Origin of the sequence: Bifidobacterium italicum, assembly GCF_002286915.1 — a bacterium.
GTDB classification, from domain to species: domain Bacteria; phylum Actinomycetota; class Actinomycetes; order Actinomycetales; family Bifidobacteriaceae; genus Bifidobacterium; species Bifidobacterium italicum.
On record NZ_MVOG01000005.1, the window covers coordinates 74,107 to 94,843 of the forward strand.

Genomic DNA, 20,737 nt, shown 5'->3' on the forward strand with positions numbered 1-20,737 from the left:
GGGGAGGAAAAGGAGCGGAATCTGACGGTCGGAAAAGAAGCCCAGCGGTCAGGAAGGGCGCCTCAGGAACCCATACCGGACATGGCTTCCACCCGTCGCCGCAGCGCGGCGTCGTCGGTGGTGAGGGGCTCGCTCAGAGGCTTGACGATCTTGTCAAACATGCGGATGAGCGTCGCATAGTCGCCGGCGAGCATCGCGCGCGGATGCGACGTCGTTCTCCTGCTTGCCGATCAGCCGCCAGTCGAACTGCCATCCGGCATCGCGCGCCACCAGATCCCAGAAGAAGCGCTGCGTGCGTCCGTTGCCTTCACGGAATGGATGCAGCACATTGAAATCGTCGTAGTGGACGCTCATCCGCTCCACGAACTGCCAGCGAGGCAGCCCGTGCAGATGGCAGTCGTCGGCGAGTGCGCGCTCGCAGTACGGGATGCCCGTGATGAACATGTGCGCTGGCAGGAACATCGTGTACGCCTTGCTGATGGCGACGGTGCGCAGTTCTCCCGCCCAGTCGTACACGTCCTGAAACAGATAGCGGTGGATCTGCTGCAGCTGCCGCACGGTGCCGCGCGCCGGTATCCGCATCGTCTGTAGTTTGATCAATCGGACCGCGAACAACGTGAACTCGATCGTGGAGAGCGTCTCCGCATCCCGCACGCCGACAAGATTGCGCAGCACCTGCGTGCCGGGAATGAGATAGGGGTCGACGGTTGCCTCATTCATGCCGATCATCTGATGTTCCGATGCGGCCTCGCGATGGGGATAACGGGCGACTGCGAGCTCAAGCAGCAGATCCTCGTCGACCTCGCCGTCGGCGTATGCGATGAATGCGTCCGCCAAGTCGCCGTCGATATGTCCGCCTTCCAAAGCGACCGATTGCAGCGCGAGATCGACGTTTCGCCTGCGCACGTCGTTCGGCACGACGTCGTTCGTCTCGTCGTTCGTCGATGCACTCATGCCGCCATATTCTCATATGCGAACATGACGGTCAATGACGGTTATGTGGGGTATAAAAAGCGCGGGTTGCGGGTGTATTCGACGATGTCAGTCGTCGTGTGCGCGGAACTGGTCGATGGGAGTGCCGTCCTTCGTCTTCCACTGTATCCAGCCGAATCCTACCGCAACACACACTCACTCATGAAATAACCAACAAACCAACAAAACCAGAAACCACGAAACCGACGACACCGTACAAAACAACCGACGACACCGTACAAAAAAGTGACGACACCGTACAAGCGGATTTGACAAAATACACACCTGGCACATGCAGCCACACGTGACGCACGCACGCGCTGATTCATCCCCTGTTTCGCGTCGGATCTGCCACACGTCCGAACCGTCCCCGCGACCAAGAAAACGCATGGACCGGGCGCGAAGATCCAACCGATCCAGCCCCAACAGGCACTGACCGTCGAACACGCTAAAATCAGGGACAGGCCGTGCCCCATTCTTTTTATCATTCACACAACAAATGATGGAGCACGGCCCTTGCGCACTCAAAAGGGAAGAGCCGCATTCGGCCGGCGATAATCATGTCGGGGCTTGACGGCGATTTATTTTTCCACCATCCCGGCAGTCCGTAGGTCATCCTACCGCTCTCTGGTTTGAATGTGAAACGATGTCCCTTCGCTTTCAATTCAGTCATTTCCTTGTTGATTTTCTGTCTGTCAATTACCTAAAGAATTCTGTTTTTGGTCTTTTGTTGATGTATTCGAGGTTTATGGCGTCAGGTAATTCGAGTATATTTCATCCTTGGTCGAGGTTGCTCTTGATAGTCGTGTCGGCATCCGATGCAGTATCGCTATAGAGCGGAGCAGAAGCCCCGCCAGAGGACCGGGAGGTTGAATCGTCCTGAATGTCATCGGTGTCTTCCTCCAGCCGTGCGGGCTTTTCATGTCGCGCATGAGGATGTGCAACTGTTGCGGATTCGTGCGCGGACTCCTGCCCAGCGACCGGATGCGTGATAAGCGGTTCTGGCAGCTTTCGCTTGCGTTCCTGAAGATCGTTCAAGTACTGCTATACGGGGTTCATGGCGGACTTCCGGTCGAAATAGTAGGCCGAGGCACTTAGACGAATGAAGTGCCAACCGAGTCTTTCGAGCACACGCTGTTTTTTAATTTCCTTGTGGAATTCGCGCGCACTCTCGGGATTGTTGTCCGGATCGTCGCCGTCACATTCAATGGCGAGCCGCAGTCCTGCGCCGATGGTGACGACGCAGTCAATATCGTACCGGCCTACTTGGTGGTGGAGCGAAATGCCGCTCTCCTCGCATCCGTATGTCAGCAGGTCACGGAGAACATCCTTTTCGAATTCGGTGCGGGTGGTCCCGAACAAATCGTTGAGAACAGTCTCGTCGCTGTGATTTTGAACGTATTCTATGAGACCTTTCCTGTAATCGGCATCAGCGAGGGAATCGACGTCCATTGAATAGAACACCCATAGCTGGTCTCGTGCGCGGGATGCGGCTACATTCATCCATTGAGCGCTACGCTCCGTTGTACCCGTGCTCTTCTTCGAGTCCGACACGAAGGAAAGGAACATCACATTACGCTCGTCACCTTGGAAGACCGGCGGGTTGCCAACCCGTATTTTACGCTTGGCATACTCCTCCGTGCCGATGGCGTTGAGAAGCATGTTCTCAATGATTTTCTGCTGACTGCCGCTCATCAATGTGACAACGCCAAAAGTCATCCCATCGTATCGGGTGTCTTTGATGCAGGCCACGACCTGGTCGGTCAATGCTCGTGCTTCGACCTCATTGACGACACTGTCCGAGACCTTTCTTGTAGTGGCATCGGGGACATAGCGTGCGCGTAGAGGCGACCCTATTTCAGGATGGGTGCGTTCCCTCAACGGGAACACTTGACCGTTATAGAACCTGTTCGAGTATTCGATGATTTCCGGTACGCAGCGGAAATGCTCCTGCAATAGGATACGAGATTCAAAAACGCGATTCGCAATCGCATACAGGGACTCGTCGCCGGAAAACAGGGTTTTCTCTGTGAAATCGGGGATGTACTTCTCCTGAAGCTTCGTATATTGATCCACATCTTTGAATGCATTGGTCGGTGATGTCTGTTTATCGTCGCCGACGATTATGGCTTTTTTCGCCAGAGCCAGGATACCGACCGACAACAGATCGCACTGTGAGGATTCATCGACGATGATGACATCGAAAGGCTGTGAGATTCCTGGATCGAAGTTATCCAACACCTTGTGAATGGGCATGATCCACACAGGCATCGCATTCAATGCGTGCGGCAGCTCCCTGCGAGCGGTGGCCATGAATCGCGAAGCGTTCTTTCCGGTCCCCTTGCCCACTTTTTTGATTGCATCCAGCCAGGCCTGCAAAGCACGCCTGTCGCTGGGCCTCTGTGCCTGCTTAAGATGGAGACGTGCCGATAGGACAACATCGGTCGTGACCATATCGACTAGTTTCTTCGTGATTCCCTGCGATTCGCGCATGAGCTCGTCGACATCAGACGACTGAATCAGCTGTCTGACCCATTCCCGGGCTTTCGCAAGTTCCCAGACGGTCCTATACTTGTCAATCGCTCCCGTCACTGTGGCGTCGCCGTGGGAATCCCTGATGTTTTTCGCCCATAGCGGGGATACCGAAGACAGTCGTTCATGCAGCCGGTCGAGTTCACGATGTTGCTCCTCAATCGCGCGAAGGCTGGCGGATGCTGCCAATGCCTCCGACCATTGGGATACATCCTTCTCATTCAGTGACTGTGATAATCTGTCCCATAGGCGTCCGGAATGACCGCCCACCTTCTGGATAATCGAATCCAGCTCACGCTGCAGGTGTTGTTGCTCGCGTCTCACTTGCGCATCCTGCAATGCTTGAATGGCCGCCTGAAGGTTGTCCGCACCCATGGAAGCATTGTCCTCGGGGAAGAAATCATGCGACATGTTCCTGTAGGGGAAGAAACGTCGCACCGTTGTTTCGAGGTTCGGATAAACCTCGCGCCACCATCGGAGCGTCTTCCTCACATCATCAATCAGATCAGATATCTGGATCAGCGTGCCATCGTCCGCCTTGGGAAGGTCAATCGGCAGACCCCGAAAGCTTTGCGCGAGGGTGGTTCCCAGTTGGTTGAGCAGCCGGCGTTCTTCAATATATCCCTGAACCAGATTCAGATCTCCAATCGTCTGCGGTTGGGCATCATCCACGGAGATGGTCGCAGCGAATTCACGAAGATCCTTGTTGAACAGCCGGGGAATGCCCTTGCCCCGGCCAAGACGATCTTTCCATGTCCGCAATAGTTCCGTTTGCTTGTTGAAAACACCATCAGGGACGATCACGGAATGACCTAAACGCGCACGGGACAGAGGCATGCAGCAGGAAAGCTGCTCGCTGGCTTTCCTCATGCCATCTTCGATCCATATGATTTGTTGGCTGCCCTCACGTACCCAGTCACCGAGTTGACGCTCCCATTCCTGGTTGAGTTGCGCTAGAGAGGAATGCCCTTTCTGCAACAAGCGGACGATGTCATGCATCTGTGGGGGTGTGGCGGCATCGAAGACGGATATCTCCAGTCCCGCATTCTGTAGATTCGCCACCTGACGATTCACGCGCGTGAGTTGGCCATACAGAGTATCGAGCGTTTGGGCCGAGGGAAGCCTGCTCGGGTCGGGAAGATCCGCATCTCCATATCGCTCATCATCCCTATCCAGCCTCCGGCACAGCGATACATACCTCTCGAATTCGTCCCGATCCAACGGTATCGCCGCATCTGGAGGAACATGCTCAGGGATGATGGAGGCCAGCTCGTCCCTCGCTACCAACCGAGCGACATCCTCTGCTTTCATCTCTGACCCGTTGAACATGTATGTACTGTTCTCCCTTGCTAGGGAGTCGCATAATTGTTGGTCGATGGATGTCAGCCTGTCCTGGGCGTCGTTGATAGCATGATCGAGCTTGTTGATGCGGACCTCGGCATCATTCACATCGAGATTAGCTAAGGAATCCTGCACCCGTTGTATGGACAGTCGAAGATCGGCGTTCTCCGAAGTGGATGAGCCGATGTTGGCAACAACAAAATCCTTCAACTCGTCTGGCAGCTTATCCTTCAGAACAGCAAGTGCCTGTTCCTTCTCGGCTGTGACAAGTACACGCTTCCCCTGCGCAAGCAAATGCGAGATGAGATTCACAATCGTATGCGATTTGCCGGTTCCGGGAGGACCCTGAACGGTCACGCCGGCATTACGGGAGAGTTGTGAAATGATTCTCCGCTGCTCGTCATTGGCCGGAAGTGGCATCAATATGCGCTGCACCGCTTCCTCCTGACCTTCATTCCCGAAGGTGCCCTCCAAGATACAGGGGGTGGAGAAAATGGCCTCAAAGGCCAATGGCAGCTCATCGAATTCCCGGAGTTTTTGGGACAACGCATCGTAGAATCTGCCACGATTATCCGCCCGCTTACGCAGTGCCAGCACCCATCCACGATGCAACACCGGATCCGCCGCCGGCACGAGAGAGAGATCGTCTCCAAGCTGCCCATACGACCCCATGCTTTGAACGATGCTGTTCTCGAGGTTCTGCAACTCAATTTCATTCCACAAGTCGGAAGGCTGATCGTTGAACCTATCCTGCAGCCTACCAAGCACACTATACCCCGGCAGATCGGTGCCTTCGACCGGATCCAGCACCATGCGGGGCTCGGCCGATGGAACCACCTCAATATCTCCGGTGTCCTCCCCGAAAACGAGCCGCATGCCGGTCAATACCAATGGATAGGCCACACGTTGCCGGCCTTTCCATGTCAGGACGCAATGGCCGAATACGAGTTCGGAATAATCCAAAGTCTGATCAAGACGCAGATAAAGATCGAACATCTTCTGATACAGCCCGAACGCCCTCTCTTGCGGCCGGGTCGCAGTCACCCAAGGTCTCCAGGTCTGTTCCTTCCAAACCTCAAAAGCGGATTTCACCCGCTTGACCGTTTGGAGACTCCCGCCATCCCACGCCTTCTCCAGATCCGCATCTTTCTTCAACATCGCAAACTCATCATTGAGCTTCGGCTGGCATGTCGTGTCAGCAACGCTTCTGGGGTCGATGTACCGTCTCAACTCTGCCGGTATCCTGACATCGTCAGGTTTACGAGTCTTCTTCACCGTCAGCCAAGCGTTCCTACGTTCGCTAGGTCCAACGATGATCGACGGGTGATTAGGCAGATCAGAGGACAAGATGACGTCTTCCCCGGGCTCGAGGATCCTGACCGGTTTCAATCCGACTTTGGACACGGCGGAAAGATAACCCAAAAATCTCGAACCGCGATCACGGAGACCATCCTGAGCATTTTCATCACACTCAAAGACGTCGGTCATAATCTCCTACTCCAGTCGCATATTGTTGCCATAGTATAGCAATCTACTGCGTTGACCACGGGGGTGCAGATCTCATGCATCTACGGTATATTTCATTGCATAAAGCAATCCCCTCTCGTCATCCCCGACCATATCGTCGCGATCCAAGAAATATGCGCCATCCCGAGAATGGCACGTCCTGCGATTTGGTCAGAAGCTGGATCTCGTCCGCGCTCAACTGATCCGGTAATGCCCGACGAGCTTTTGCGGAAACGTGCCGAGCACGTCCTCCTCGTACTGCTTTTGCTTCGCGCTCACGTGGTGGATGAGCAGCGGCAATCCGTCTGCGTTGCGTGTGTCGGAGGCAATGCCGATGTGGTTGCTGTAGACGACGATGTCGCCGCCCTGCCATGCGCCGACGTCTGTGGTGTCCGTCGTGAGATTGATCGCATGCGCGGCGAAGTACGCGTTGAGTACGGGGACTCGGCGGAAGTCGATATTGACGTCAGGTGTGTCGATGTCATAACGCTCAGGATGGGCGAGTATGTCTTCATGCACGAGCGTCATCAGATCGTAGCCGGCTCCGCGCAGGGCTGCGCCTACGACGTCGGTGCATACGCCATATCCGTCGTTCGGGTAGCCGGTTGCGTAATACTCGCTTTTGTATGCCGGTTTTGTGGCGATGTAGGCACGCGCGTTCTGCAAGATGTCGCTTTGGTCGTCGACGCCATCGCCGTCCTTGTCGATTGCGCTGATATATGGGGTGATGCTTGGCGTTGACTGCCTCGCCGACCTGTCTTCGTCTGCGCCTCCTATTGCGCTCCCGCAGGACGACACCAACGTGCAGGTGACGATGAGCGCGCCTATCGTAATGACTCTGGATAGTCGTCGTGCCATATATGTCCTCCTCCGCGTTGCCCTCGCTGGCATCTGTTATAGCACGCTTATCGCCTACAGGGAGTGGCGATGCGATCGCGCATCGTGGCCGCCATAAAGGTTGATTGGGGGCCGGTCCGCGTGCAGTGTGCAGCAAAACCCGCAAGCTAACAGTTCCGTAGCTGCCAGAGTTGTCGGTCACATTCACGCTGTCATTCGTATTGCTGCCGTCGGACTTGTACGCGATTGGGGCGATTCACGCTGTGCCACGATGCAGCCTCCTGCCGGGGATACTTCAAACACATTCGCCGATGTGGTGGGCGGTATCACGGCCGCCACAATTCAAAAGAATGCTGGTTAATATTAGATTTAACCTACTTTTTTAGGTTTTGTCTATCCGTGGATTGCTCTTATACCAGGGAACGGCTTGCATGTTTCTATGGCGTTAGCTCTCGCTTCCATCATTCTGCTCACGATGGTGGGGCGATTCGGGCTGTACCGATAGGTCCGAGCCGTTGTCTGGCTCCATGATTCTCCAAGCAATCCATTGAGATATACCTGCGATTGCGGTGATCGTCGCTGCATTCAACAGTACGCGGCAGTTAAAAGGGTTTGCGACCCCCAATGTCCACATGCTCAGTGGAACGGCAATCACCAATACTGGTACGCTGATAACAGCGATTTTGATCAAATAATTCCGATGCATGGCATGCTCCTTTCCGAATCGGATGGCATCAGCGCCGGTAGCAGCCAATCGGGCCCCAGACCAGACCGCCAATCAAGCCTCCAGCGGTGGCGGCAGCAGCGCCTGCGCCAGTGAAAATCGTAGAGATGCCTGCTGTCGCTCCAGCGCCCAGCGATGTCTTTGCAATGCAGCCTGCATATGCACCCCAATCGAACGAGCGGAATGCGGGACCCCGTCTTGCGTAGAAGGTGCGCCCTTCTGCGCCTCCTCGGCGTGCCAGGAGGCTGTTGTCCCTGTATATCTCGTATTCAATGGACTTGTTTTCATATGTGGCGGGAAGTGTGTCCAGAAGTGCGCCTTCGTTGGATATGATGGCGACGCTGCCGTTATCCTGTTTGACGAATTGAGCGCCTCTGACGGTGGCGATGACGCCAGACTCTGTTTGTTCCGCGGTGAGTTCCGGCGAAGCCTCGGTGGCGTTGGCATAAGGGATCGTCGTCAAACACAGCGTTATGACGACGCACAGGACGATCAGTATGCTCATCATCTTTGGAATAGGTGCGCGTTTCATCATATGCTCCTTTGCATCACGCATCAGCTTCTTATTGAGAACTATATTTCTTGAGGGGAGGCCGGCAAGGGGCCTATGCAAGAATGGCTTATGTCGGTACGTGTTACGCAACGGTGCTGAAATGCGGCCTAAGACGACGCGCGCGTGCAGCAATGCTGATTGTCGGAGCATGGGGGAACTGGTATGTATCACTGATTCCGTGATTGCGGTTCCAGTGTTGAGTCCATGTCGTCGCCGAATTTCCGGATATCCGAAGATGGCCAGATGCCGTCACTTTTCCTCCGGCGTGAAGATGTCCTCGATCGTCAGGCCGAAAACGTTGGAGATCTGGAATGCGAGTGGCAGTGATGGATCAAATCGGCCTTTTTCTATCGAGATGATTGTTTGGCGACTCACTCCGAGTATCGTGCCGAGTTTCTCCTGCGACCACTGCCGTTCGTGTCGCAGCTCTGCTAGTCGGTTCTTCATCGGTCGCCGACCTTGTGGATGAGATAGCTTATGCCGAACGCCACGGCGGTGAAAACGAAAACGGCGGCAAGTGTCCACGACACTGTCGACGGCAAACAGAAGCTCGCGATTGCGGCGCCGATTCCTGTGACGGCGAGGAGCAGATGGAAGCTGTCTTTTGCGGCTTGGTCATACCAGCTGGTTTCCACATTATGTTCGGGGTGTGCGATAGCGCCCGGAATCGTCGACCGGTCGACAAGCAGCGTCCAACTGAGTGCGATCATCACTGGCGCGAGGCATGCGCACGCAACTGTGATGCCCAGCCATGTGCGCACGCCGTCATGCGGATGAGGGAAAGCGAACCACAGCGCGACGCCCATGCCGATCGCGACCGCCAGTCCGATGGGGGCCGCCAGTCGTAACGCCGGCGTTCCGTTCGGCTTGATGCGCCCGAACCGGTACTGTTTCTGAGTTGTTTTCTCACTCATGACATAACCTCCATATTCATGTTGATGTGCGGATGGGTGAAGCAAGCATATGTCAAGTAAGCTTTACTGTCAAGTTCGTTTGACGATTTGGGTTTCTTCGTCATATTTGAGCGCTGTTCCTGCCATGCGTTCGCTAAAAATCGACAATCGGTTGCTTGGATGCGGTTAGCGCACCAAGATCCTGTCGAACGGCTCTTCACCAATCTGGGAGTGCCGTCGTCGTCACCAGCCGGCCCAATCACTCCTTACTGCTGTGCAGGAAATGATAGGCGCCGTGTTCGTGCAGGTAGTTGCGCATGTAGGGCAGTTTGAAATCCGTCTGACCCCATGCGGGCGAGTAGATGACGTCCTCCTTGATCAGTTGCGTGCGGTACACGTTCGCGTAGCCGGCGTTTCGTTTGAGGTGCTTGGCGATATCCCCGGTGGGCGATGGCCCGTCGTCCTGGGCCATGGCGAGCAGATACTCCTTCTGCATCGAGCTCAGCCCGTCGATTTCCGGAGCATGCACCATGTCGCCCAAGCTGTTGTCGAGCGCCATCTCGAATTTCTCGAGGCCGTCTCCTCTGCCGATCAGTATGGGTGACGTCATGTTATGCAGTGGGTTTGAATAGATTCGTTATCGGAGTTCCGAAAGTATAAAGAATATAAAAAAGCATAACGGCGAGGGTGATGGTGATTCGCCCAGTCCGACGAGCCTGACCTGACGGCGCTTCCGTCAGGACGATGACACGTCAATCGGCCGCCGGTTGCTGAAGAAGCCCGGTGCGTGGAGAAGCAGCAGGCCCGCAGCATCCCCGCGCCCGTGTCGAAGCGATATCTGTAGCCATCGTCTCCCTTAGCTACAGATATCCGGATATCCGTAGCTAAGTTCCTCTATAGCTACAGATAATCGATTATCTGTAGCTATAATCATCGGTAGCTACACATCCGAACGCAGAAAGGTGCCCACCATGGTCGAATGGCATGTTCCTGCACTTGGCCATGAAGAGCACGTATGGCATATCGCCGACGGCGACTATGTCTCCCGGTCGCAGCGCATGAGGGGCAATGGTCCGTATGAATCGGCCGTTCCCATTGCGTTGCGTGACCTGGATGTCAATCTGCCGTCAGCGTTGGGCACTGTGATCGACGAGGCGAGTCAGGCGTTGGCTAGATTCGATGCCTATGCACTGTGGAAACTTGGCGAACAAGTGCAGTCCCTCGGCCCGATGAGCGCGGTCCTGCTGCGGACCGAAGCCGCGTCATCCTCTCAGATCGAGCATCTCACCGTCGGCGCGAAGAATCTGGCGTTGGAGCTCCTTGATGAGGGAGGCAGCCAGAATGCGCAGATCGTCGTAGGCAATGTGCGGGCGATGGAATCGGCGTTGGAATTCAGCGGAAGCATGACGCAGGAGAATCTGCTGCGCATGCATAAGGCATTGCTCAGCGCACAACCCGGCTGGGACGAATACGCCGGCAGATTCCGTGAGCAGCTCGTGTGGGTGGGCACTAGTTCGCATTCGCCGCGAGGTGCTTCGTTCGTGGCTCCGCAGCCGGAGCTGGTGCAGCCGGCAATCGACGATCTGCTCGCATTCCTCCTGCGCGACGACATTCCGGTGCTTGCGCAGGCTGCGCTGGCCCATGCACAATTCGAGACGATCCACCCATTTGCCGACGGCAACGGCCGAACGGGTCGTGCGCTCATCCACGCCGTGCTGCGCAACAAGGGTCTCACCATGCATGTCGTACCGCCGGTTTCGGCGGGTCTTCTCCGCGCTACCGACACGTATTTCGATGCGCTTACCGCATTCCGTGAGGGGAATGCGGCTCCTTTGATTTCCGTATTCGCGGAGGCGAGCCTGTTCGCCGCGCAGAGTGGCATCGATCTGATCGATCGACTCGATGGGCAAATCGAATCCGTCAAAACCGCTCTTCGAGGTACGCGTAGGGATGCAGCTGTGTGGAAGGTGCTGCCGCATCTGATTGCGCAGCCGGTAATCAACTCGCAGTATCTGCGCTCGACCGTCGGATTATCCAAACCGCAGGCCGAGCGTGCGCTGCGTGCGCTCGCCGATGCCGACATTCTCACCTCTCGCAACACCGCCAAACGCAATGTCGTGTGGGAGCACCGCGGCATCCTCGACGTGCTTGACGACTACGCATCGTCGTTGCGCCGGCAGTGAGCCTCCTGCGCGTTCCGCCCCCGGTCTGGCTGCTATGCTGAAAGCCACCGGGGGCGGTAGAAGCAAGGAGCGCATATGGACGGCTCATACGACGGCAAAGTCATCGATGACACGTTCACGCTGTCCGAATTCGTCAATTGGCTGCGCAAATCGAGCCGTGACGTCGCCGGTGTGCTGCTGTCCGAGGACGCGCGCGGCAAGCCGATCGTACCGATTGACGAGGTGCGCCGCGTCGCCGGCACACGCGCAGTTACCGTGCGACTCTCCAACGCCGTACAGGACGCCGCGCGCGACCATCTCGGCACCGTCAACCCCTACCGCAGCGCCGCACGCGTCTTCCCGCCCGGCGACGCCTGGTGTGACGAGCCGCGTCTCGTCGGCTGCGCGATGCCATCACTGTCCGCACTGCGCTTCCTCGACCGCATCGACGAGCTGCTCGACCGCCGACTGCCCACACGACGCAAGCCGCCGGCGAACATGATCGCGCACACGATTGCCGGCGCACGCCGCGAATGCCCATGCATCCTCGTCTCGCTCGGCGTGGGTATGACGAACCCGTATCTCAACGTCGATGCGCTGCTTGATGGTATTGAGAGCGCCGCCGTCGTCTTTGAAATCACCGATCGCGCCGCCGACGACTGGCTGCGCGACCACCTTCCTCCTTGGGCGTGCGCGTACAACGGCGCCTGCCGTTTCCTCGCACCCAGCAGCTTCGCGGGGCCGGGACGCTCGCGGCTGCTGCGCATGTATTCGGCAGCCGACAGCGCCCACGTCGTCGACGAACTCACCGAACGCGTCCTCAATGTCGCCTACCCCGAAGGCTATCGACTCGGCGTGCCCGACGAGGACGACGCGCAACCGCAGTCGGCGCATGAGGTGCAGTCGAACGGCGCGCCCACGGAAGGCGTCGTCGCGATGATGCTCGACGATGTCGCCTACATCACGATCGACGACGAACGCAGCCTGCGCAAAGCGGCGCTCGACGTGCCGCCGTCGCTCGACGCGGCGCCGCTGCTGCATAAAGGACAGGCCGTGCGCGGACATCCCGACGGCAGCGGACGGTTTCATCATCATCCCCGACTGGCGTACCGCCGCCGACGCGCTGCACGACTACGTCGCCGGCGCCACCGTGGCCGGCCGCATCATCTTCGTATGCGAGGACATGTTCAAGATCATGCTGTACCCGGCGCTCGCCGGGCGTGCGGCCGTCGAAGTGGCCGTGCGCGGGGCGGAACTGTTCGCCGCAGCGGCGTTGACGTCAACGCCGACCTGCGGCCGATGCTCAACCGCGGGCAGAAAATCGCGCTGCGCGTCGAGGAACGCGACGGCGACGATTGGCTGCTGTCGTTGCCCGGCACGGATGACACGGTATTGCCGGCGCCGAGTTTGCTGCCCGGCGGCCCGGCATGGCTCGGCGTTGGTGCCGCGTTCGACTATCTGCCGCGGCTGCGCGCACACAGCACACTCGCCGACGTTCCGGTCGAGCGGCTCCTTGCCACGGTGGACACGCTCGACGCGGCCCATGCGACGATCCGCAGGATGCACGCGCAAGTCGTCGACCTCAGCCAGAACAACCGGAGGCTCAACGACGCGGTTGGCAAACTCCGTGAAGACAACGCCAAGCTCAACCGCGACAATCGTGACTACGAGAAGGCGTTGGAGGATGGGAACCCGCTCGCGGCATTCAGCGGACGCTTCGCGTCGCCGCGCGAGGAACTCGACTGGCAGCTGCATGCGCAATCGTTGCTGCAGTTCACAGTCGAGGAACGCGGGAATCAGCCGCTGGCCCAATGGGCCTATGCGGACGAGTTCCTCGACTCATTGGCGGAATGCGAACACGGGGACATGTCACGCCGGTCGCTGATTCACACGATGCTGTTCGTGCTCACGGGTCGGGAGACAGCCAACGGGCTGCGCCAGCACCCGCTGCGCACCGGCAGGGGAGGGGACAATCCCAGTCGTAAGGACGATCAGGGCAATGTGATCCTCCGGCGCAACGTGCACGGCCAGTACCGGCTGCATTTCACGCGCGATGGCGCCGGAAGGGTCACATTCATTTCGGTGAACGCGCACGACGACCTGCTGTTATAGCGCGCTGCGGGGCTGGCGGGTGCGCTTGGCGTGGTTGGGGACGCGTTTCGAAGGTGCCCGAAGTGCGCTCGGGCTCTCCCGGGGCGGAGAATGGGGTGTCAGCGTGGCTCATGGGGCCGGATTGGCAGGTGCTCGGGCCATATCTGCGTTGGGGGAGAGCAACATCTGGCATAGGCGCGAGTATCGGCACTGGGAAATGGCGGTCTTCGGGCGGTATATCCGAGGAAAACCCGGAAGTTGCTCTCCCTCAACGCAGGATACTGCGTGCAGATGCCGGTGCAGACGTTCTGACCGGCCTGTACTCCGCCCTGCGCCTACCTAGCTTCGCTATGGATGTCGCGCTTGATCTTCTCCATCGTCGATTCGAGTGCACCGATTGCGATCCTGCGTTGCTCATCTGAGAACGATTCGAGAATTGAGAACGCCGCCTTGTCCGCAGGCATGACGGCCGACTGCGGATTGCCCGCGTTGCGGCTTAACCGGGACTTGCCATGCGGTACGGCGATCGTCAGCGGCAGCACGCGGTCGTCTTTGATCCTCCGATGCGTGTACGTCCACATCATCCACACCGAGCACAACCATATGCCCAAAGCCATGAGGAATATGACGATGGTGCAGATTCGTGACACCGCATCGGTGGGCGTCGACTGGTAGCAGACGATGAACGCCGAAACAAGGATCAGCGCGATGTTCATGTTCATGAACGCGTTCGTTGAAGCGTTGATGCCTTCGACAAGCGGATGCTGGATTGTGCTGATGCGCCGCGCCATCCACAGAGAGAGGATGAGTGCCAGCAGCGCAAGCATATTGTCCTGTCCCAGCAGGCCGCTGATCTGCGCCGGCAGATGGTCGAAAGGCACGGCCGGATCGGCCAGGTTCACCAGATAGGCGGCGAAACCCGTGAACAGCAGCGTCATCGTCGACCACAACAGGAACGAGACGATGAAGTTGCGCCGCATCATCAGGGAGAGTCGCAGCCTGGTCATCGGCTGCCTCGCGTCCGCCTTCGTCGCCAGATGCAGCCGCCTGGCCGTCGCCCTCGCGCGCAGCCGCGCATTGTGCTGCCGGTGCTGATTGTGCTGTGTGCCGGTTTCAGCTGCGACCTGTTGGGCGTTGGTGAGGATCATGTCGTCGAGCGGTTCCACTTCCAGATGCGTGGAGTGGGCGCCGTAGGTCTGGAACGCGAACTCGATCGTCTGCGCGCACGGATTGATGACGTCGATGAATCGTTCACGGTACGCGGCGTCGAAGGAGATCTTGATGAGCAGCCGTTTGTGCGCTTGCTCGCGCGGAATCAGTACGACGAGCGGATAGGTGTCGCATGCCGAGGAGAGCAGCAGCAGATAGGTGCGTAGGGTGTCTTCGCGTTCCTGTTTCTTCGATGCCGGCAGTGAAGACGTCTCAATCTGCGCGCGCCATCGATGGACGAATTCCGCGAACGCAGTCATGATCCAATCGTCATGGAGTGGCTTGGCGTCAGTTGCAGCCACTATGCCCATCGCAGCATCAGCAGAATTACTTGAATCTCCGGTATCCGGGCACATCTCTTCAAGCAGTGCTGCAATCGTCTGCTTGCGCAGAACTTCTAATTCATTCGCGGCTGCGTCGCTTAACGGAACCGTGCAAATCGATGGCGTCTTGCCGCTGCCCGCGTTAATGCGAGCGAAGACCGATTCGGGAAGCCCATGGACATGCGCCGTCGGGAAGATGCTCCCGGGGTTACGGGAACTACGCACACCCGGCCATGCTCCTTGCATACCTTGGATAATCGCGTCGTGCACCAAGTTGAGGGCCAGATATTTTACCGAGTGTCTGGAGTAATATTTGGCGATGAGTGGCTTGCCGTCGTAACGGATGTCCGTCTTGTCCTCCAGCACATTTCCGTCACGGCAGTCACACCACCATTGCAAGCAGGCGGCCGCATCCTCGAGCTGTGTACGGTATTCGGCCAGATCGTCGCGTAGCTCGTCACGTCGGCGTCGTCCGAGCGTCTTCTCGATATCATCGATGCGAGCGAGCTCGCGCCGCATCTGCGTATGCATCGCACGATTCAACGTGTACAGCAGATCGTTGGCTTCCTCAGGATCCTGAGCGCACAGGCAGTAATTCAGCGCATTGTACAATACGATGCCGTTGTCTTCGCTGAGCACGGTGTGCAGCGTGTTACCTTGGCCGTCGGTGGCGTCAAAGTGGATGAGATCGCCTTTGCCGAGGAAGGTGATCGGCAGGCCCACGTATTGGTAGTGCTCCTCGTATTCGTCGGCGTTCGATACCTGATTCTCATGGCTCGCCGGGCGGCGCCATTTAAGCCACAGCTGCTCGTCTTCGGGCAGCGTGACGTCGAAGGTCATCGAGCGTCGCGTGCTGCCCGATGCGGAGAAGGAGATCTGCTCCGATCGGCGCAGCACCCAATCAGCCTGCCCCAACATCATGTAGGTCGATTGCGCCTGCTGTTGACGTCTGAGTGCCGTGGTTGGCGTCAGCCCCCATGGATTGTGTTTGGATAGGATGCCCATCGCGTCCCGCGCTCCCCTCGCTCGTCCCTCGGCGTCACCACCGACGTCTGTCATCATATCAGCCAGCGGCGGAAACCATGGCGTCCATGGACGTCTCGCGCGGCCAGTGCTGCGCCAGCCGCTGTTGGATCGGCAGCGCGACGCGGCGGTTATCGGTCAGGAAGGTCGCGTAGCAATCGATGCGGTTGGCGGGGTCGTCGATAGCCACCGGAGTGCGCGTGTGCACGACGAACCGTTCATCGACGTCGGGAGACGAACGCGTGAGATTGGAGTAGAAGAAGGGGAACGCCGAATAGCGGCTGATCTGCTCAAGCGAACCCAGATCCTGCTGGTACAGGAACCGCGCCCCCGGGATGCGCTGCTCGATGAGCGTGCGCCATGGGCCGATGTCGGAGGCGACGATGAAGCTCATGCCGGAGAGATCGGCGAAGGTGACGCTCGAGTGTTGCGCGAGCGGATTGAAGTTGTCGATGGCGACGCCGAGGAATTCACGGCCCAGATACAGCGATTCGACGCGCGGATCGTCGATCTCGCGGTCGGTGAAGACAATCGTCGCCTTGCGCTGCAGCAGTTCGTCAAGCGCCGCCTCCGGATCGATCAGGTCGTGACGGATCGTGATGTGCGCGGCAGGGGCATCAGTTGTGGCGTCGGCCGCGCCTGTTGCGTCGGCCGCGGCGGTGTCACCATCATGTTCAAGGGAGGCAAGGAAATGCAGCGGCCCCGGCGCGACCGACTCGATGACGATTTCGTTGCGCAGGCGCGCGTCGCTGCGGACCGTCTCGACGAAGCGCTCATAGTCGTCGAGCAGCCGCGACGCCTCTTCGGCGGCGAGTTCGCCGGTCGGCGTCAATGACAGCCGGTTCCTGACGCTGCGGTCGAACAATGTGACGCCGAGGTCGCGCTCGAGTTTGCGCATCGCGCGCGTCATCGTCGGCTGCGTGATGCGCAGTTCGTCGGCGGCGGCGCTCAATGTGCCATAGCGGTGGAACGCGACGAGTTCGCGCAACGCCTCCATTTCGATCATGATCGCCGCCTCCCTGAGGAATCGTCGGCGCATCCCGGTCCTTTTCCGCCGGCGCCGAACGCACTATGCGCGGAACGCATAACAGCATCAATGATAGGCATTGTACTTCGCGAAACGAGGACTTTACGATGCTGGGTGAACGCGGAAACGAACGACGGATCCGCATATGGATGACAACAGACGAATGAGGAACGATCATGCAGTATGTGACGTTGAATGATGGCAACACGATGCCGCAGCTCGGCTTCGGCATCTTTCAGGTGCCGGATCTCTCGGTGTGCGAGCAGGCGGTCTCCGACGCGCTCGCGACCGGTTACCGACTGATCGACACGGCGGCCGCGTATATGAACGAGGAGGCGGTCGGCGCGGCGATCGCGAAGAGCCCGGTGATGCGCGAGGACATCTTCGTGACCTCCAAGCTGTGGGTCGACCACTTCACCTATGAGAAGGCGAAGCAGGGCATCGACGATTCGCTGCGCAAGCTCGGCCTCGACTACCTCGACCTGTATCTGCTGCATCAGCCGTACGGCGATGTCGCCGGTGCGTGGCGCGCGCTCGAGGAGGCGCAGCAGGCCGGCAAGATCCGCTCGATCGGCGTCTCCAACTTCGCGCCGGACCAGCTGATCAACCTCGAACTGATGAGCAACGTGAAGCCCGCAGTCAACCAGATCGAGGTCTCCCCGTGGTGTCAGGAGAAGGACGAGGTGCGCTTCGCGCAGGAGCAGGATGTGCAGGTCGAGGCCTGGGCGCCATTCGCCGAGGGCAAGCATCACATCTTCACCGACCCGACGATCGCGCAGATCGGCGCGAAGTACGGCAAGACGAACGGTCAGGTGATCCTGCGCTGGCTGCTGCAGCGTGGCATCGTCGCGATTCCGAAGTCGGTGCACAAGGAACGGATGGAAGAGAACTTCGACGTCTTCGACTTCGAGCTCAGCGACGAGGATATGACGACGATCGCCGGCCTCGACAAGCACGAGAGCCAGTTCTTCGACCACCGCGACCCGACGGCCATCGTGAACATCTTCGGACAGAGCCTGCGCGCGCTGCGTTCGTGAACGGTGCGCCGCGCGGATGCGCGGGCGCATGGGACACTGTGATCATTTTCGGAAGGACGGATCAACAACAACTATGGCAACCTATACGATTCTTGCGGCGACCGGCCGGATCGGCCGTATGACCGCGCAGTATCTGCTTGAGCACGGCGATGCGGACCTCGTGCTGTTCGGACATGACGTCGCCGAACGTCTGAGCGCGTTCGACGGTCCGCGCGTGCGCTTCGTCGACGGCGATCTGAAGGACTCGTCGGCGGTCAAGGACGCGGTGCGCGGCTCCGACGGCGTGTTCCTCGCCTATGTGGCGACGCCGGACATCATGCTGCCGCTCATCAAGGATCTCGACGAGACCGGCGTCAAGCGCTTCATCGCGATGTCGGTGCCGGACGTCTACCAGGAGGTGGCCGGCCCGTTCCAGGCGTGGTACCGCGAGCACACCGGCCTGGTGTGGAAGACGAACTACGTCGATGCCGTCAACGCGATCGAGAACTCCGATCTCGACTATGTGATCCTGCGCACGACGTGGCTGTACGACAACCCGGCCAAGACCGACGTGGACGTGACGCGCAAGGGCGAACCGTTCAAGGACGCGCAGATCACCCGCGAGGCCGTGGCCAAGTTCGCGGCCGAGCTGCTGACCGGCGAGCAGGACTACCATCGCGAAAGCCTCGGCATCGGCGAACCCGGCACCGAATGGGCGGCGCCGACCTTCCGCTGAGTTTGGTGAGATGCAACTGCATGTACCGAGGGGCCGTCTCGGAAGATTTCGCATTGGCGAACACGCTCGAGGCGCCCTTCGGTATCTGTGTTTCACGTGAATCAGCGTTCGTCGGTCCCGATGAGTTGTCGGTCAGGCTGGTCATTGCGTGCCTTTGCTTTCCATCCATCGCAGATGCGGTGCCATCATGTCCGGTCAGTACAGGTGAGTCACGGTAGAAAACGCCGAAAACGGTCAATGACGATTCGTGCGGCGAGTGCGCGGTAATTTGCGAGGCTAAGGACATTTCCCGTACAGGTAAGCAAGAGTTATCTGAGACAAGTTCGATGGAGAACAAGGAGGATGCATGGCTCGGACTGCATCTATGAACGCTGCACTAATAGGCAAGATTACCTCAATTGGTGAGAAAGTAGCTGCACAACGGCATCTTAAGGCGCTCCGGGAGGGCGTGCTCATGGCGATGCCTCTCGTGCTCGTGGGGTCGATCTTCACGCTGATCGGCAGTTTTCCGATCCCGGCCTGGATTACATGGCTGAACCAGCACGGCGGACTCGATGTGCTGCTGAGCACAATGGCGGACAACACCTTCGGCCTGCTATCTCTTGCCACGGCCTTTGGCGTCGCCTACAGCCTCGCGAAATCCTATGACACGGACGGCCCCTCCGCGGGCGTCATCTCGATCGGCGCGTTCCTGCTGGTCACGCCGCCGCTTAAAACGGAGGATGGTGGCCTTGGCATCCCCTACGGACTGATGGGCGGCAAAGGGCTGTTCACGGCGATCGTCGTCGCAATGATTGCGGCGGAGATCTACCGCCAGTTCATCCAGCATGACTTCACGATCAAGATGCCCAAGGGCGTGCCGGATGCGGTGGGTCGCTCGTTCGCCGCGCTCGTGCCCGGCGCCGTCATCATCATCCTTTTTGCGGTTATCATGAAGATTCTGCAAGCCACCGGCGTCGGCAGTCTCAACAATCTGCTCGCGCTCATCATCGGCGCACCGCTCGGACTCATTGGCGGCACACTTGGTGGCACCTTCGTTGCCGTGCTGCTCAACTCGGTATTCTGGTTCTGCGGCGTCAATGGCGGTCAGGTGGTCGGTTCGGTTATGAGCCCGATCTGGTTGCAGCAGGCCGACGCGAACCGTCTGGCGCTGCAAAGCGGACAGGCGCTGCCGAACATCATCACATCGCCGTTCATGGATCTCTTCGTGTACATCGGCGGAGGCGGTGCGACGATCGGCCTGGCGCTGTGCCTGATGTTCCTGTCACGCAGCCGTGAGTACAAGACGCTTGGCCGCGTATCTGGAATCCCCGCGTTGTTCAATATCAACACGCCAATCCTGTTCGTGTTCCCGACCGTGCTCAACCCGATCATGTTCGTGCCCTTTGTACTCGCGCCGATTGTCAATGCGGTCCTTGCCTATGTAAGCATGGCCACCGGCCTTGTCCCCTACACCACCGGCGTGGCGCTCCCTTGGACCACACCGCCGATCGTCGGAGGTTTCCTGGCCACGGGCAGCTGGCAGGGCGCTGTGCTGCAGTCCGTGCTCGTCGTGATTTCCTTCCTTATCTATCTGCCGTTCTTCAAGGCCGCCGACGCGGCCCACCTCAAGTCCGAAGCGGCGGGCGTGCAGACCAGCGAATCCGCGGACGAAGTCGCCGAGCTCAAGGAAGTGGCCAAGCGCTCCGAGGAACGCCGCGAACACCGTGAGCAGTCCGCCGAGGCCACGGCGCCACAGGCTGCTTCGTCCACGACGGATACGTCCCAGCATATGGCACATCGTCAATGAACA

The 20,737-nt window shown here is 58.7% G+C and carries 16 protein-coding genes; 5 read left to right on the top strand and 11 right to left on the bottom strand.

Annotated elements, in window-relative coordinates:
• Window positions 1–153 precede the first annotated feature (153 nt).
• From B1400_RS09590 to B1400_RS01880, 9 genes are all read right to left on the bottom strand, one after another.
• Window positions 154–954: a Fic family protein gene (locus tag B1400_RS09590; RefSeq protein ID WP_157909614.1), complete on the bottom strand. Its 801-nt coding sequence runs from the start codon at window positions 952–954 to the stop codon at window positions 154–156.
• Between the two features lie 792 nt (window positions 955–1,746).
• A complete protein-coding gene (locus B1400_RS09435; protein ID WP_133064582.1) occupies window positions 1,747–2,010 on the bottom strand; it encodes a hypothetical protein in 264 nt (87 codons plus the stop codon).
• 6 nt (window positions 2,011–2,016) lie between these two features.
• Window positions 2,017–6,333: an AAA domain-containing protein gene (locus B1400_RS01855; RefSeq protein ID WP_095612774.1), complete on the bottom strand. Its 4,317-nt coding sequence runs from the start codon at window positions 6,331–6,333 to the stop codon at window positions 2,017–2,019.
• Window positions 6,334–6,546: 213 nt separating this feature from the next.
• On the bottom strand, window positions 6,547–7,209 hold the full coding sequence (locus B1400_RS01860) for a DUF1287 domain-containing protein (protein ID WP_095612775.1): 663 nt from the start codon (window positions 7,207–7,209) through the stop codon (window positions 6,547–6,549).
• 424 nt (window positions 7,210–7,633) lie between these two features.
• Window positions 7,634–7,894: a hypothetical protein gene (locus B1400_RS09440; protein ID WP_133064583.1), complete on the bottom strand. Its 261-nt coding sequence runs from the start codon at window positions 7,892–7,894 to the stop codon at window positions 7,634–7,636.
• A gap of 28 nt (window positions 7,895–7,922) precedes the next feature.
• On the bottom strand, window positions 7,923–8,468 hold the full coding sequence (locus B1400_RS01865) for a hypothetical protein (RefSeq protein ID WP_133064584.1): 546 nt from the start codon (window positions 8,466–8,468) through the stop codon (window positions 7,923–7,925).
• 246 nt (window positions 8,469–8,714) lie between these two features.
• Window positions 8,715–8,912 (bottom strand): helix-turn-helix transcriptional regulator, encoded by a 198-nt coding sequence (locus B1400_RS01870; protein WP_095612777.1) that lies wholly within the window; start codon window positions 8,910–8,912, stop codon window positions 8,715–8,717.
• Window positions 8,909–9,379 (bottom strand): hypothetical protein, encoded by a 471-nt coding sequence (locus tag B1400_RS01875; RefSeq protein ID WP_095612778.1) that lies wholly within the window; start codon window positions 9,377–9,379, stop codon window positions 8,909–8,911. Before B1400_RS01875 ends, B1400_RS01870 begins: the two co-directional genes overlap by 4 nt.
• Before the next feature lie 238 nt (window positions 9,380–9,617).
• Window positions 9,618–9,968: a hypothetical protein gene (locus B1400_RS01880; RefSeq protein ID WP_095612779.1), complete on the bottom strand. Its 351-nt coding sequence runs from the start codon at window positions 9,966–9,968 to the stop codon at window positions 9,618–9,620.
• A 361-nt stretch (window positions 9,969–10,329) separates the two neighbouring features.
• Here B1400_RS01880 and B1400_RS10080 point away from each other — a divergent pair, with 361 nt between their 5' ends.
• Together B1400_RS10080 and B1400_RS01890 are read left to right on the top strand one after the other, a co-directional pair.
• The gene (locus B1400_RS10080) at window positions 10,330–11,541 is read left to right on the top strand and encodes a Fic family protein (RefSeq protein WP_095612780.1); all 1,212 of its coding nucleotides are present in this window, start codon (window positions 10,330–10,332) and stop codon (window positions 11,539–11,541) included.
• 75 nt (window positions 11,542–11,616) lie between these two features.
• Window positions 11,617–13,632, top strand: a complete 2,016-nt coding sequence (locus B1400_RS01890) for a hypothetical protein (protein ID WP_095612781.1) — start codon at window positions 11,617–11,619, stop codon at window positions 13,630–13,632.
• A 314-nt stretch (window positions 13,633–13,946) separates the two neighbouring features.
• Here the strand turns inward: B1400_RS01890 and B1400_RS01895 are convergent, their stop codons facing one another.
• Together B1400_RS01895 and B1400_RS01900 are read right to left on the bottom strand one after the other, a co-directional pair.
• The gene (locus B1400_RS01895; RefSeq protein WP_095612782.1) at window positions 13,947–16,205 is read right to left on the bottom strand and encodes a hypothetical protein; all 2,259 of its coding nucleotides are present in this window, start codon (window positions 16,203–16,205) and stop codon (window positions 13,947–13,949) included.
• A 1-nt stretch (window position 16,206) separates the two neighbouring features.
• On the bottom strand, window positions 16,207–17,172 hold the full coding sequence (locus B1400_RS01900) for a LysR family transcriptional regulator (protein ID WP_095612902.1): 966 nt from the start codon (window positions 17,170–17,172) through the stop codon (window positions 16,207–16,209).
• A 197-nt stretch (window positions 17,173–17,369) separates the two neighbouring features.
• Here B1400_RS01900 and B1400_RS01905 point away from each other — a divergent pair, with 197 nt between their 5' ends.
• The 3 genes from B1400_RS01905 to B1400_RS01915 all read left to right on the top strand — a co-directional run bounded on the left by B1400_RS01905 (window position 17,370) and on the right by B1400_RS01915 (window position 20,734).
• Window positions 17,370–18,230 (top strand): aldo/keto reductase, encoded by an 861-nt coding sequence (locus tag B1400_RS01905; protein ID WP_095612783.1) that lies wholly within the window; start codon window positions 17,370–17,372, stop codon window positions 18,228–18,230.
• A 73-nt stretch (window positions 18,231–18,303) separates the two neighbouring features.
• Complete coding sequence (locus B1400_RS01910) at window positions 18,304–18,945, top strand: NAD(P)H-binding protein (protein WP_095612784.1); 642 nt, start codon at window positions 18,304–18,306, stop codon at window positions 18,943–18,945.
• A 346-nt stretch (window positions 18,946–19,291) separates the two neighbouring features.
• A complete protein-coding gene (locus B1400_RS01915) occupies window positions 19,292–20,734 on the top strand; it encodes a PTS sugar transporter subunit IIC (RefSeq protein WP_095612785.1) in 1,443 nt (480 codons plus the stop codon).
• The last annotated feature ends 3 nt before the right edge of the window (window positions 20,735–20,737 follow it).